Raw genomic sequence first — 13,326 nt, 5'->3', positions numbered from 1 at the left:
GGTGTCTCCACAACGGGACAATCTCCCAGAGGAGAGAGCCCTCACCCCAGCCCTCTCCCGCAAGCGGGAGAGGGAGCCCACCTCCTTTGTGGCGGCGACCGGGGCTACCCCGCCGGGACGATCACCATGCTCTTGTCCTTCGGCCAGCGGATGCGCCAGGCGAAGTTGATGTCGCGGGCCTCGCCAGGCTTGGCGTCAAAAGACCATTCCAGCACGCCGCGCTTGTCCCGAATGTTGCTTGCGGTCGGTTGGGTGCTCGAGGGCAGCATCTCGACGACGATGTCCTCGTTCTCGCTGACCGGCAGCTGATCCTCGATCGCGACGCGAATCGGAAAATCATGCCCGTTGCGGATCGTGGTCTTGAACGAACGCTCGTCGGTCTTCGACGTCGTGACCAGGAGGCCTGCCGAGCCTTCGTTGCGCTTGAGCACCGCGCGTTCGATTCTCACCTTGTCGTCGGCGCCGAACCCGAGCCGCACGATATCGTCCTTGGCGGATGCGGTGATCTTGCCGCGGCCGACGAAGGTGCCGTCGCGGTAGATCGCGACCTTGCCCGGCAGCAGGGTGGTTTCGTCGGTCTGCTTGAAGCTGGCTTCGAGGAACGCGGTCGGATCCAGCACCGGCGCGGCGCGCACCGCGAGATCGGCGGGCACATTGACCGAAGCGATCCGCAGGCTCTTGGCGCCCTCGGCGGCGCCGAGACTGACGCGGCCGGGAATTCTGAAGGTGGCCTGGAAGTCGCCGATCTCGGCGACCGCTTGCTGCTCGTCGGCGCGCTCGCGCGACTCGGTCGCTTCGGCAGCCTTGGACATGGGCTCGTAGGAGCGCTGGCGAACAGTTGGCGCAGGCCGCGCTAGATCCGAGGCCGTGCCAAGGGCCATGGGCTTCGGCACTTGTGGATATTGCGCGATCAGCGAATGCAGCTCCGGAGCACTGCCGCCGCGGCTGATGCGCACGGTGGAGACGCCGAGCGTCACGTTCGACCAGTCCTCGCCGGTGGCCTGCGTCACCTCGGCGCGACGAACCAGTTCGAGCTGCGGCTTGCGATCCTTGGCGCCGGTATCGAGCCGCGCATCGTAGAGCGGCACCCAGCGCGCGTTGCGCACGGCATAGGTCACGCGCAGCGTCGCCTTGGTCGCGGCGGCCGAGGCGACGTCGATCCGCACTTCCAGCTTGCTCGGCGGCTTGGCCGAGCGCTCGGCTTCCAGTTGCGCGATCTGGCGGTCGAGCTCGCGCTGTTTTCGCGTGGCATCGCGAATTGCGCTGTCGGCGGTCGCGATCTCCTCGGCGACCGCGGCAAAGGCCGCGCGCCATTCAGCAATCGGGCGCGCCTCGCCCTTCTCGCCGAGGCCGGCCGGCGACGCCTCGGCAAAATGCTGCGCGAACTTGCGCCGGGCATTGGCCGAGTCGATCGCACCCTGCAGGTCGGCCCGTTGATCCCTCAGCGCTTCGATGCGCTTGTCGAGCTCGGGCAGGTTGACCGGCGGCGCGGCCTTCGGTGGGCGTGCGTCGATCGTGCCGATGGTGAGCTTGGCGCCCGCCTCGCCTTCGACGCGGAGGGAAGATGGATCGAGCGAGAGCGGAAAATCCTTGGCCACCAATGTCGAATCGCCGGAGGCGAGATCTAGCGAAATGACGCGGGTGACGGTGGCACCGTCGGGATAGACGGTGACCGTGTCGATCGTCGAATTGGCGTCCACATTGGCCGCCCATAACGGCGATGCGAGCGCCGTGGTCACCAGGACCAGGCCCGTGGCTGCCAAATATCTTGCGGTGATGCCCATAAAGTCCCTCCTGCCGGTATCGCCGCGCCGCCAGCCGGACGCGCGCGATGAGATGCCTCGCCATCGTGGTTGGACGCGGCAGGGAAGGAACCGGTTCGATTGAGACTTCCGTGGGGCGCCGCCGCGGCGGCACCATGTCTGTGGAAGGCTCGGTGGTCCGGGCGGCTTCAGGCCTGGGCCTAAGAGCCCTGACCGAAAATGCGCCGGAGCAGATCGGTCACGTTCTTGGCGCCGGCCTTCTTCAGGACGCTGGCACGGTAACCTTCGACCGTCCGCGCGCTCAGATGCATCCGCCGGGCGATCCCCTTGTTGGTGAGGCCGGCGGCAAGATGCTCGAGCACGTCGGCTTCGCGCGCGGTCAGAGGCTCACAGCCCGGCAGCCAGCGTTGCCCGATCGCCCCGGGTTGCGCGAATTGATCGATGGCGGCATCGATCCGGTTGACGATGTCGTGGGTGCGGAACGGCTTTTCGATGAAGTCGGTCGCGCCGCTCTTGATGGCGTCAACCGCCATGGCGATGCTGCCATTCGCCGACGTCACCAGCACCGGCGCCATGCAATTCTCCTCGCGCAGCTGCCTGAGCACCTCGAGAGCGGAGCGATCCGGCGGCATTTCCAGCAGCACACAGGCCGGCATCCGCGTCTTGGCTTCCGAGAGCAGAGAGGCACCATCGGCAAAGCAGATCACGTCATAGGCGCTCTGTTCGAGCGCGGCGGAAAGTTGTTCGCGGAAGGCGGCGTCAGCGTCGATGACGAATACCTCGCCCTTGGAATGCATGTTCCCCGGCATAGTCCCGATCCAGCAATGTCTTGGTCAAATGGCCCGAGACGGCCGGGCCCCGTCGCGCCCGCCGTCAATGCGCACGGCATTCACGCCAGTGCATCGGTTTTCCTTATGTATGCGCCACCGGGTTCCCCGATTTGACGTATTGAGACAGAAACTTTACATTTCGGGACATCTGCGGGTATGGCTGGCAGGAACGGTTTGCATGACCGACCTCATTCGCAGCGCTGGCTTGAGCTGTTACCCCGAGGTCGCGCGGTCGGTCGGGCTGGACCCCAGCCAGATGATGCGCAAGGTCAGGCTCCCGCTGGCCTGCCTCGACCAGCCGGACATCCCCATCGCCGTCACCGGCCTGCGCCGCCTGCTCGAACTATCGGCAAAGGCGTCCGGTGCAGAGGATTTCGGCCTGCGTCTCGCCGAGCGCGGCGGCCTCACTAATTTCGGCGCGGTCGGCCTAATCGTGCGCGAACAGGCGACCGTCGGCGAAGCGATCGAGGCGTTCTCGCGTTTCATCCACATCCATCATGACGGCATGCGGCTCGACGTCACGCGCGACGAGCGGACCGTGACCATCACGCTGTACCTGCGCGGCCGACGGCCGCGCGCGCCGCGGCAGTCGATCGACATGGCCCTCGGCAGCGTTCACCGCATCATCCAGTCGCTGTTCGGCAGCGATTGGCGGCCGCTGGAGGTGCATCTGCACTACCCGCAGCCGCTCGACCGCAAGCGCTACCGCGACTTCTTCGGCTGCCGGGTGATCTTCAATGCGGACGACGATGCGATCCTGTTGTCGGCGCACGACATGCAGCGCCGGATCCCAAGCGCGCATCCCTTGATCGCGAGTTACTTGCGCAAGCGGATCGAGGCGATCGAGAGCAGGCCGGCAAGCTGGGAGGCGAAGGTCGACGAGGTGGTGCGGACCCTGCTCGCCAGCGGCGATTGCACGGTCGAGCGCGTCGCCGAGCATCTGGCCTGCACCCGCCGCACCATCCACCGCCGCCTCGCCGCATCGGGCACCAGCTTCTCGGCCATCCTGGACGCGCAGCGCGCCGATCTCGTGGTGCAGCTGATCGAGGATCACACCCGGCCGCTGGCCGACATCGCGGTGCAGCTCGGCTTCTCCGCGCAGAGCGCCATGGCGCGCTGGTTTCGCGGCCGCTTCGGCTGCACCATCACCGATTGGCGCAAGGGCGTGCGGCCTCGCTCCGCACCGCCCTCGGCAGGTGCAGCCTGACTTCAGCGCGCGGGGGCGGGCACGCCCATCGTGGCGAGCGCCCGCCGCCCGCTGCCGGCGAGCAGCGGACCGAACGCGACGGCAAATCCGAGGAAGGCGAGGATCCAGCCGCAGGCAGCGACGTACAGCAGCACGTCGCCATACGCGGGCAACACGACGGCACCGATTCGGGCCAGAGCCGCGATGACGATTGCAGCATAGATTGCCTGGACCGCCGGCGAAGCCGTCAGCGCCTGTCCGGTATGGCCGAGGCTGGCGCGGGTCATCACCGCGAGCGTCATCGTTCCCGCAGCACCCGCCAACCAGGCATGGATGCCGGCGCTCGGCGGCAGCTCGCCGAAGGCGGCCACAGCGTTCAGGATGAAGCCGAGCGGCACGAAGACATAACCGACATGCAGGATCAGCAGCAGCCGCTCCCGCGTAGTGCGGTCGCCGGCCCAGCGTGCAAGCCGAACCAGATGCAGCACGCCGACTGCCGCCATCGCGACGCCGGTGATCATGTTCAGCGGTGCCGCGATCCATGCGATCAGCGCCAGCGCGCTCAAGCCGATCACCGCGCCATCGAATCGTCCGAACGGCACCGGCAGGCGGCCGGGATTGAACTTGACCAGCCAGTTGCGGGTGAAGCTCGGAATGATGCGGCCGCCGATCAAGCCGATCAGCAGGACGACCACGCCGATGCCGACGCGGATGCTGACGTCGGCCGCGCCTGCGTAATGCGTCTCGACATGGAAGGCGACGTTGCCGGCGAGCAGAACCAGCACCAGCCCCACCACCGGCAGGTTGCGCCAGTTGCCGCCCGCGATGATCTCGCGCGTTGCGGCGGCAACGACCAATGCCAGGAACGCGGCATCGACGACCAGTGCAAACGTCCAACCGGTATTCGCCGACAGCGTCACCGCGACGCGTCCGGCAAGCCAGACCGTCACCAAGCCTGCGAGCGGCGCGCCCTGGATCGGCAGGCGCCCCGTCCAGTTCGGGATGGCGGTGAAGAGGAAGCCGGTGATGACGGCCGGCAGGAAGCCATAGAGCATCTCGTGGATGTGCCAGTCGCGCGGCGCGAATGCGGAGCTCACCGGCAATTCGCCGTAGAACATCGGCAGCCAGACCAGGATCGACAACGCCGCCTGGATTGCGGCGAGCAGGAAAAAGGGGCGAAAGCTGTTCGCAAACAGCGGCCAGCCCGCAAAGTTGCGGGATCGAGCGCCAGCCATGGGTCAACTCCAATCAAATCAGACTGTTGCTTGGAAAAATACTGCCACCGGGCGGCCTCGTTTTGCGCTAACGCAAACTACCTGACGATTGCAGGTGCCATCACACTCCCTGATGCCAGGGGAGGCAGAATGGCCAAGGTCGACACATCGCTGGTTGCGCATTTGCCGCTGTTTGCGGGGATGACGCCGGAAGCTCTGGACGAGATCCTGCGTGAGGCCCGCTCGGCGCGCTATCCCAAGAACAGTGCGATCTTCGAGCAGGGAGCGGACGCGCAGTCCTTCTTCCTGCTGCTGCACGGCCATGTCCGCGCGGCCAAGACCACACCTGCCGGCGAGCAGATCGTGGTGCGCTATGTCACGCCCGGCGAGACGTTCGGGCTCGCGATGGCGATCGGAGCCGCGCGGTATCCGGCGACGGCCATGGCGGTCGACGACAGCGTCGTGCTGATCTGGCCGACTTCGGCCTGGCCGCGGCTGATCGAGCGGTTTCCGGCGCTTGCCGTCAACACGCTCCAGACCGTCGGCACGCGGCTGCAGGAAAGTCACACCCGCATCCTGGAAATGTCGACCCAGCAGGTCGAGCAACGCGTCGCGCACGCGCTGCTTCGCCTCGCCAAGCAATCCGGCAAGAAGCTCGACCACGGCATCGAGATCGACTTCCCGATCAGCCGCCAGGACATCGCGCAGATGACGGGCACCACGCTGCACACCGTCAGCCGCATCCTGAGCGGCTGGGAGAGCCAGGGCCTGGTCGAGAGCGGCCGCCAGCGCATCATTCTGCGCGAGCCGCACAAGATTGTGGTTCTGGCGGAGCGGAGCGTCGACAGCGGCACGGCGTGAGAGACACCTCTCTGCTCAAGTCAGGGATGAGGCGCGCTTCCGCTTACGGCGAAAGCGCGCTCATCATCCGGGAACCCACGCACACCTGCGCGATTCCTGATCGTTTCACGCCGGCACGCACTCGATCAGCGCGGCGAGGAACTTGTCGCGGTCAATGCCATGCTCGCGGCAGGCGTCATCGACCGTGTGGAAGGTCGCGATCGGACAGCCGACGCAAGCCATCCTGAAGGCGAGAAACACGCGGATCGTGTGCGGCGCCGAATGCATGATGTCATCGACCAGATCGTCGGATCGGAAGGACATGGACAACTCCATTCCGATCGACGATAGCGACGCGGGACCGAGTTTCTTTGTTGGAGCGCAAGCTGGCTCGTCATTGCGGGGCGCGCGTAGCGTGAACCCGGAATCCATCGAGCAGCAACCAGTGCAGTGAAATGGATTCCGGGTTCGCGCCAAGAGGCGCGCCCCGGAATGACGGCGGGCTACACCGCCCGACTGTGCAACTGCTTGCCTGGATCCAGATGCGCATCGAACGCAGCGGCGACGCTGCGGACCAGGAAGCGCGAGTCCTTGGCGACAGCGAGTCGATCGCCCTCCACCCTCACGACGCCGTCGGAAATCAGCGGCTTCAGACGCGAGGCAGATTTCAGCATGGCGCCGGCCTCCGCGCCATGGCGCGCGCAGATGTCACCGAGATCGGCACCGAACTCGCACATGATGCGTTCGATAATGTCGGCGCGCAGCCGGTCGTCATCGGTGAGGCCGTAACCCTTCGCGGTGGCGAGGCGGCCGGCACCAATGCTCTGCGCATAGGCGCCGATCTGCACCTCGTTCTGGACATAGCCCTGCGGCAGGTGCCCGATCGCGCTGGCGCCGAAGCCGAGCAGGACTTCGCTCCGGTCGGTGGTGTAGCCCTGGAAGTTGCGCCGCAGCGTGCCCTGCTCGAACGCCACGGCCATGGCATCGTCGGGCCGCGCGAAATGATCGAGCCCGATCTGCACGTAGCCGGCCTCTTTCAAGGCATTGGCGATGGCGCAGGCCTGGTCGTGGCGCGCAAGGCCGTCGGGCAACACGCCTTCATTGATCATGCGCTGGTGCTTCTTGAAGGCTGGCACGTGAGCATAGCCGAACACCGAGAAGCGGCTGGGTGAAAGCGCGAGGCTGCGTCGCACCGTCTCCAGGCACGAAGCCACTGTCTGGTGCGGCAGTCCGTAGATCAGGTCGAAGTTGACACCCTCGATCGCAGCGCCGCGGAGCATCTCGACCACGGAGGCCGTCTGCGCGAAGCTCTGCACACGGTTGATCGCCCGCTGCACCACCGGGTCGAAGCTCTGCACGCCGAGGCTCGCGCGGTTGACGCCGGAGAGCCGCATCGCCTCGACCATGTCCGCGCTCAATGTACGGGGATCGATCTCGACCGCGATTTCCGCCGAGGGCAGCACGAAGAATTCCTGGCGCATCGTCGCCATCAGCTCGGCAAAGGCGTCCGGCGCCATGATCGTCGGCGTACCGCCGCCGAAATGAATGTGCTCGACCTTGATGCGGTGGCCGATGGTTTCGGCCGTCAGCGCGATCTCTCTGCGCAGCGTCCGCTGGTAGCCGGCGATCAGTTCGTCGCGGCGGACGATCTGGGTATGGCAGCCGCAGTACCAGCACATCTCGCGGCAGAACGGCACGTGCAGATAGAGCGAGGCGCTGGCGGCCACGGGCAGCTCCGCCAGCCAGCGGGCATAGGCGTCCGGACCGATCGCCGGCGTGAAATGCGGTGCGGTCGGATAGCTGGTATAGCGTGGCAGGCGTTCCTCGCCGTAGATCGCCGCAAGATCAGCTCTCATAAGTTACCCATTCGTAAATGCCCGCCGCGCGCGAGACATCGCGGCAAATCACGGAATGATTCAAATAACCCGGATCGGCGGACGCGGCTTTGCGCTCGCGCAAAGCGCGGATACCGGTTCCCGGCCATGGTGAGAAAAAATCGCGGCCATCCGGAGCGTTCGCCATGAGGCTTTTCGCACTCGAACTCATTCTCTCCCTGCTCGACGTCCGCGGCCATATCCCGCGTTTCGACGACTTCCGGCTGGCCCCGGCCGCGCCGGCCCCCGCCGGCGCGGTGCGCGCCCTGGCGGCCGCGATCGCCGTCTTCGTCGCGCTGTCATTGGCGATCTGGGGATTGGTCTGGCTCGCCGTGAACCTGCTCTGAACGGACGCGCCTTCGCCAAGGCCTGTCTTGCGATCTCGTCCACGCGCATGAGCGGGGCAACCGAGATCGTCATCCAGCTTGAACATGCAAACGAGTTGCCGCTGAGTTGACGCTCGGCCTCGATCGGCATCGCGCCTGCGGACGCGGTGAGTTGCCATCGCCGATCCCGCTCCTTCGAGAAATCTAGGTCATGTTGCCGAACGCGATCCGGCGGAAGCTTGTCGCAGCACAAACACGCTTGCCGCAATCGGCGCACACTGCACTCCGTCATCAAAACCATTTCAGATGAAGGATGCTTCCGATGTTCACCCGCAGAGCCGCATTGATCAGCGCCGCCGCGACCGCCCTGATGTTGGCGATCCCGGCTTTCGCCGCCGGCGATCTCAAGCTGCCGCGTCAGAAGGTAGAGCTGGTCGCTCCGCCCTTCGTGCACGCGCACGAGCAGGCCACGACACAGGGCCCCAAGATCGTCGAGTTCAGGATGACGATCGAGGAGAAGAAATTCGTCATCGACGACAAGGGCACCACCTTCCAGGCGATGACGTTCAACGGCTCGATGCCGGGCCCGCTCATGGTCGTGCACGAGGGTGACTATGTCGAGCTGACACTAGTCAATCCCGCGACGAACACCATGCCGCACAACATCGACTTCCATTCCGCGACCGGCGCGCTCGGCGGCGGCGAGCTCACGCTCATCAATCCCGGCGAGCAGGTCGTGCTGCGCTGGAAGGCGACCAAGACCGGCGTGTTCGTGTATCACTGCGCACCGGGCGGCCCGATGACCCCCTGGCACGTCGTCTCGGGCATGAACGGTGCCGTGATGGTGCTGCCGCGTGAGGGGCTGAACGACGGCAAGGGCCGCGCGCTGAAATACGACAAGATCTACTATATCGGCGAGCAGGACATGTACGTGCCGCGCGACGAGAAGGGCAATTTCAAGTCCTACGAATCGCCGGGCGAAGCCTTCACCGAGACCGAAGAGGTGATGAAGAAGCTGACCCCGACCCACGTCGTGTTCAACGGCAAGGTTGGCGCGCTCACCGGCAAGAACGCGCTCACCGCGAAGGTCGGCGAGAACGTGCTGATCGTGCACTCGCAGGCCAATCGCGACAGCCGTCCGCATCTGATCGGTGGCCACGGGGACTATGTCTGGGAGACCGGCAAGTTCGGCAACGCGCCCGAGGTCGGGCTCGAGACCTGGTTCATCCGCGGCGGCTCGGCGGGAGCTGCGCTGTACAAGTTCCAGCAGCCCGGCATCTACGCCTATGTCACGCATAACCTGATCGAGGCGGCCAGTCTCGGCGCCACCGCGCACTTCAAGGTCGAAGGCAAGTGGAACGACGATCTGATGATGCAAGTGAAGGCGCCTGCCGAAATACCTCCCGCCAGCACCAACTAGACGCGACGAAGGGGCCGGTCATCGCCGGCCCCTTTTTTCCTTCTGCGGAGGAATGATTGTGCTGATCGCATTCAAGCTCAAGCTGGCACTTGCCTGCGCGGCCGGGCTTGCGGGGCCGCTGGCCGTTGCGCCTCTGGTCTCGGAGCTGACGATGCGCCATGCCGTCGGCGAGCCGGCCTTGGTCGAGGTCGCCCCGGGCAGCTTCGCCTATCGCGAGGCCGGCGATTTCACCCGCGGCGGACAGCAGGCGGAAGCGCCGATGCGCACCATCCGGATCAACCGGCCGCTGCGCATCATGCGGAATCAGGTCGCTTCATCCGACTATCAGCATTGCGTGCAGGATGGCGCCTGCCGCGCACTCGATCGCGACGTCGCAATCGCCCCCGATCGCCCAGCAGTGCAGGTGAGCTGGCACGATGCCGAGGCCTACGCAGGCTGGCTATCGCGCGAGACCGGCCATCAATACCGCCTGCCGAGCGACGAGGAATGGGCCTTTGCCGCCGGCTCCAGATTCCGGGATGACGGGGTACCGGTCGATGCAAGCGACCCTTCGAAGCGCTGGATCAGCCGCTATGAGCGCGAATCCGAACGCGACCTCTCCGACACCACGGCTCATCGCTTCGGCAAGTTCGGCCCGAACGAGCATGGCGTCGAAGACCTCGCCGGCAATATCTGGGAGTGGACCGCGACGTGCTTCGTGCGCTCGCGTGTCGATGATTCCGGCAATCCCGGCCGCGCGACCGTGAATTGCGGCGTGCGCGTCGCCGAGGGTGCGCACCGCGCCTATGTCACCGACTTCATCCGCGACGCCCGTGCCGGCGGCTGCGCCCAGGGCGTGCCGCCCGCCAATCTCGGCTTCCGCCTGGTGCGCGAGGAGAGGTCGTGGCTGGCCAGCGTCTCGCAGCGCCTGAGCAAGATGAGGCCGGCAGGATCATAGGGCGCCAATTATTTCCCATGACCGTCGCTTCAGTATTAGAATGAGTCTAAAAGATACTTTGGAATTGCTCTAAGCTTATGCTCTCGCGACATCGCGTCGCTAACGTTGGCCCCCCGCCTGCGCTACTCAATCGGCGTTCAATCTCGCGCCTGGGAGCAGCCCTTATGATCTATCTTCGCGTCCTCGCCGCGTCTGCGGCGGTGTTGAGCCTGACCACGTCTTTCGTGTCGGAGGCCGCCGCCAATGGCGAGGTCAACGTCTATACCTACCGCGAGACCAAGCTGATCCAGCCGCTGTTCGATGCGTTCACCAAGGACACGGGCATCAAGGTCAACGTCGTCTCCGCAAGCTCCGGTCTGGAGCAGCGCATGAAGGCGGAAGGGGCCAACAGTCCGGCCGACGTGCTGCTGACGGTGGACATCGGCCGCATCGACGAGGCCGTGCAGGCCGGCGTCACCCAGCCGATCAAGTCGGAGGCGGTCGACAAGGTCGTGCCGGCGCAATATCGCGATCCGGACGGACACTGGGCCGGCATCTCCATGCGCGCGCGCGTGATCTATGCCTCGAAGGATCGCGTCAAGCAGGACAAGATCACCTATGAGGAGCTCGCCGATCCCAAGTGGAAGGGCAAGATCTGCATTCGCTCGGGCCAGCACATCTATAACAACGCGCTGTTCGCGGCCTACGCGGCCAAGTACGGCGAAGCCAAGGCCGAGGAATGGCTGCGCGGCCTGAAGGCCAATCTCGCGCAGAAGCCGTCGGGCGGCGATCGCGAAGCCGCGCGTGACGTCGCCGCCGGCAAATGCGATATCGGCATCGGCAACACCTATTACTGGGCGCTGATGATGAACAACGATCCCGAGAAGAAGCCGTGGGCGGAGGCGACCCGCGTCATCCTGCCGACCTTCGAGGGCGGCGGCACCCACGTCAACCTCTCCGGCGTGCTGCTCGCCAAGAACGCGCCCAACAAGGCCAACGGTACCAAGCTGATCGAGTGGCTCGTCAGCGAGCAGGCCCAGCAGATGTATGCCGACCAGAACTACGAATATCCGGTTCGGAGCGGTGTCGCCGTCAATGCGACCATCGCCGGCTACGGCAAGCTCGTCCCGGATCCGTTGCCGATCGCAAAGATCGCCGCCAACCGCAAGGCTGCGGCCTCGCTGGTGGACAAGGTCGGCTTTGACAACTGATCTCTGGCGGCCCACGTCTATCGAACTGCTGGAAGCTACGAGCACACGGCCTCGATCGAGGGGCCGTGTGCGGGCCGGTCGCGCCGCAACCGCCATCGCGATCGCAACCGCGGTCCTGGTCGCGGCGCCCGTGATCTCGATCGTTTCGCTGGCTTTGCAGCCGGCATCGGATGTGTGGCACGACCTGATCAACTACGTGCTGCCGGCCGCCCTTCTCGACACTGCCCTTCTGCTCGTCGGGGTCGGCGCGGTCACACTTTTGATCGGCGCCGGCACTGCATGGGTGATGTCGCGCCACGATTTTGCCGGCCGGGGCATGCTGCTGTGGCTGATGCCGCTGCCGCTGGCGATTCCGACCTATCTTGCGGCGTACGTCTATGCCGATCTGTTCGAACCGCTAGGCCTGGTGCATCGCACCCTGGCGACCTGGCTGCCGCTGGGCGATGCCCTCGGCCTTCTGCCCAACCTCCGCTCGTTGCCGGGCGCCATCTTCGTGATCGGGCTCGTGCTCTACCCTTACGTCTATCTCTCGGCGCGTGCGACGTTCCAGGTTCAGTCAGCCGAATTCGCGGAAGCGGCCACGACGCTGGGCGCCGGCCGATGGACCATCTTGTGGCGCGTTTCACTGCCGATGGCGCGGCCGGCGCTGGCGGTCGGCGTGGCGCTGGTCGCGCTGGAAACGCTCAACGACATCGGAGCCAGCGAATATCTCGGCATCCGCACGCTGACGGTCTCGATCTTCACCACTTGGCTCAACCGCGGCAGCCTTGCCGGTGCAGCGCAGCTCGCATGCCTGATGCTTGCGATCGTCGCCGGCCTGATCGCGATGGAGCGTTACGGCCGTCGCAACGCCAGCATCGAATTCTCGGCCGAAAGCCCGCATGTGAGGCGGCGAACCCCGCTGTCGGGCGCAAGAGCGTCGATCGCGTTCGCGGTCTGCGTGCTGCCGGTGCTGATCGGCTTCGTGGTCCCGCTGCTCTATCTGGCGCATCAGGCTCTCGGCCGCGGCCTGCTTGCAAATTTCGACCCGCTGCTGTGGCGCCACACCTTCCATTCGTTTGCCTTTGCAGGGCTCGCAACGCTCATGGCCTTGATGCTTGCGCTCGCCACGACGATCGCGCATCGCTTGCGGCCGGATCCTCTGCGATATGTCGCGCTGAGCATCGCGCAGGCCGGATACGCGCTGCCGGGTCTCGTCATCGCTCTCGGCCTGCTCACCCCGGTGCTGGCGGTCGACAATGCGCTGAGCGCGGTCGCGACCTGGACCGGACGTTCGCTTCCGGGTCTGGTCCTGGTCGGCTCCGGGATGGCCGTCGTGATCGCCTACACGATTCGTTTTCTGGCTGTGCCGGTCGGCATGATCAAGGCCGGGTTCGACAGCATTCCGAGCGACTATGACGAGAGCGCGCGCGCGGTCGGCGCCGGCCAGGGGGTCATGTTGAGGCAGATCTATCTGCCGTTGCTCCGGCCCGCGATGCTTGGCGCCGTCATCATCATGTTCGTCGACTGCCTGAAGGAGCTGCCGGCAACGCTGCTCCTGCGGCCCCTCAACGTCGAAACGCTGTCCACGTCGATCTACCAGTACGCAAGCCGCGGCAATTTCGAGGACGGCGCGCTCGCGGCCCTCCTGATCATCGCCGCGAGCATCGGCCCAGTTGCCTGGCTGACCCGGTTCTCCGAGGTGCCGAGCGGCCCCGCTTGAAGGGGCACATCGTCCGCACATTCATGGCGCTTCGACCAATTGAT

Annotated in this window: 13 protein-coding genes; 7 read left to right on the top strand and 6 right to left on the bottom strand. The window is 65.6% G+C overall.

Features of this window, described 5'->3' with window-relative positions; all coding sequences use genetic code 11:
- Positions 1–104 precede the first annotated feature (104 nt).
- Positions 105–1,784: a mucoidy inhibitor MuiA family protein gene (locus I6F21_RS23825; protein ID WP_225183517.1), complete on the bottom strand. Its 1,680-nt coding sequence runs from the start codon at positions 1,782–1,784 to the stop codon at positions 105–107.
- Between the two features lie 179 nt (positions 1,785–1,963).
- The gene (locus tag I6F21_RS23820; RefSeq protein ID WP_225183516.1) at positions 1,964–2,572 is read right to left on the bottom strand and encodes a response regulator; all 609 of its coding nucleotides are present in this window, start codon (positions 2,570–2,572) and stop codon (positions 1,964–1,966) included.
- Positions 2,573–2,771: 199 nt separating this feature from the next.
- Here I6F21_RS23820 and I6F21_RS23815 point away from each other — a divergent pair, with 199 nt between their 5' ends.
- The gene (locus I6F21_RS23815) at positions 2,772–3,800 is read left to right on the top strand and encodes an AraC family transcriptional regulator (RefSeq protein WP_225183515.1); all 1,029 of its coding nucleotides are present in this window, start codon (positions 2,772–2,774) and stop codon (positions 3,798–3,800) included.
- 2 nt (positions 3,801–3,802) lie between these two features.
- Here I6F21_RS23815 and I6F21_RS23810 read toward each other — a convergent pair whose 3' ends face one another.
- Positions 3,803–5,014 carry an NnrS family protein gene (locus I6F21_RS23810; protein WP_225183514.1) on the bottom strand — a complete coding sequence of 404 codons (1,212 nt, stop codon included), beginning with the start codon at positions 5,012–5,014 and terminating at the stop codon, positions 3,803–3,805.
- 129 nt (positions 5,015–5,143) lie between these two features.
- Between I6F21_RS23810 and I6F21_RS23805 the strand changes: the two genes are divergently transcribed.
- Positions 5,144–5,854 carry a Crp/Fnr family transcriptional regulator gene (locus I6F21_RS23805; protein ID WP_225183513.1) on the top strand — a complete coding sequence of 237 codons (711 nt, stop codon included), beginning with the start codon at positions 5,144–5,146 and terminating at the stop codon, positions 5,852–5,854.
- 105 nt (positions 5,855–5,959) lie between these two features.
- Here the strand turns inward: I6F21_RS23805 and I6F21_RS23800 are convergent, their stop codons facing one another.
- The 3 genes from I6F21_RS23800 to I6F21_RS23790 all read right to left on the bottom strand — a co-directional run bounded on the left by I6F21_RS23800 (position 5,960) and on the right by I6F21_RS23790 (position 7,855).
- Positions 5,960–6,157: a DUF1858 domain-containing protein gene (locus I6F21_RS23800; RefSeq protein ID WP_035998817.1), complete on the bottom strand. Its 198-nt coding sequence runs from the start codon at positions 6,155–6,157 to the stop codon at positions 5,960–5,962.
- 179 nt (positions 6,158–6,336) lie between these two features.
- The gene (gene hemN / locus I6F21_RS23795; protein WP_225183512.1) at positions 6,337–7,689 is read right to left on the bottom strand and encodes an oxygen-independent coproporphyrinogen III oxidase; all 1,353 of its coding nucleotides are present in this window, start codon (positions 7,687–7,689) and stop codon (positions 6,337–6,339) included.
- Positions 7,679–7,855, bottom strand: a complete 177-nt coding sequence (locus tag I6F21_RS23790; protein ID WP_225183511.1) for a hypothetical protein — start codon at positions 7,853–7,855, stop codon at positions 7,679–7,681. The genes hemN and I6F21_RS23790 overlap by 11 nt, the downstream gene beginning before the upstream one ends.
- On the opposite strand from I6F21_RS23790, the gene I6F21_RS23785 reads away from it, so the two are divergent.
- The 5 genes from I6F21_RS23785 (at position 7,854) to I6F21_RS23765 (ending at position 13,282) form a co-directional block, all read left to right on the top strand.
- Entirely contained in the window at positions 7,854–8,054 is a 201-nt protein-coding gene (locus I6F21_RS23785) for a hypothetical protein (RefSeq protein ID WP_225183510.1), read from the top strand. The two genes, I6F21_RS23790 and I6F21_RS23785, sit on opposite strands and share 2 nt — an antisense overlap.
- Positions 8,055–8,355: 301 nt before the next feature.
- A complete protein-coding gene (gene nirK / locus I6F21_RS23780; protein ID WP_225183509.1) occupies positions 8,356–9,453 on the top strand; it encodes a copper-containing nitrite reductase in 1,098 nt (365 codons plus the stop codon).
- Positions 9,454–9,511: 58 nt separating this feature from the next.
- Positions 9,512–10,390: an SUMF1/EgtB/PvdO family nonheme iron enzyme gene (locus I6F21_RS23775; protein WP_225183508.1), complete on the top strand. Its 879-nt coding sequence runs from the start codon at positions 9,512–9,514 to the stop codon at positions 10,388–10,390.
- A gap of 164 nt (positions 10,391–10,554) precedes the next feature.
- Positions 10,555–11,580, top strand: a complete 1,026-nt coding sequence (locus tag I6F21_RS23770; protein ID WP_035998784.1) for a Fe(3+) ABC transporter substrate-binding protein — start codon at positions 10,555–10,557, stop codon at positions 11,578–11,580.
- 67 nt (positions 11,581–11,647) lie between these two features.
- Positions 11,648–13,282, top strand: coding sequence for an iron ABC transporter permease (locus tag I6F21_RS23765; protein WP_035998781.1), 1,635 nt, complete (start codon positions 11,648–11,650; stop codon positions 13,280–13,282).
- Positions 13,283–13,326: the final 44 nt, after the last annotated feature.

The sequence above is a fragment of the Bradyrhizobium sp. NBAIM03 genome (assembly GCF_020194055.1).
Classification (GTDB): Bacteria; Pseudomonadota; Alphaproteobacteria; order Rhizobiales; family Xanthobacteraceae; genus Bradyrhizobium; species Bradyrhizobium yuanmingense.
Note: the sequence above shows the minus strand (reverse complement) of the source record. Positions and strands in the feature narration are given on the sequence as shown.

Excerpts from the sequence above, each read along its gene's own strand:
- I6F21_RS23800 (WP_035998817.1), bottom strand. The coding sequence starts at position 6,157 with ATGTCCTTCCGATCCGACGATCTGGTCGATGACATCATGCATTCGGCG.
- I6F21_RS23815 (WP_225183515.1), top strand. The coding sequence starts at position 2,772 with ATGACCGACCTCATTCGCAGCGCTGGCTTGAGCTGTTACCCCGAGGTC.
- I6F21_RS23810 (WP_225183514.1), bottom strand. The coding sequence starts at position 5,014 with ATGGCTGGCGCTCGATCCCGCAACTTTGCGGGCTGGCCGCTGTTTGCG.
- hemN (WP_225183512.1), bottom strand. The coding sequence starts at position 7,689 with ATGAGAGCTGATCTTGCGGCGATCTACGGCGAGGAACGCCTGCCACGC.
- I6F21_RS23770 (WP_035998784.1), top strand. The coding sequence starts at position 10,555 with ATGATCTATCTTCGCGTCCTCGCCGCGTCTGCGGCGGTGTTGAGCCTG.
- I6F21_RS23805 (WP_225183513.1), top strand. The coding sequence starts at position 5,144 with ATGGCCAAGGTCGACACATCGCTGGTTGCGCATTTGCCGCTGTTTGCG.
- I6F21_RS23820 (WP_225183516.1), bottom strand. The coding sequence starts at position 2,572 with ATGCCGGGGAACATGCATTCCAAGGGCGAGGTATTCGTCATCGACGCT.
- I6F21_RS23785 (WP_225183510.1), top strand. The coding sequence starts at position 7,854 with ATGAGGCTTTTCGCACTCGAACTCATTCTCTCCCTGCTCGACGTCCGC.
- I6F21_RS23825 (WP_225183517.1), bottom strand. The coding sequence starts at position 1,784 with ATGGGCATCACCGCAAGATATTTGGCAGCCACGGGCCTGGTCCTGGTG.
- nirK (WP_225183509.1), top strand. The coding sequence starts at position 8,356 with ATGTTCACCCGCAGAGCCGCATTGATCAGCGCCGCCGCGACCGCCCTG.
- I6F21_RS23790 (WP_225183511.1), bottom strand. The coding sequence starts at position 7,855 with ATGGCGAACGCTCCGGATGGCCGCGATTTTTTCTCACCATGGCCGGGA.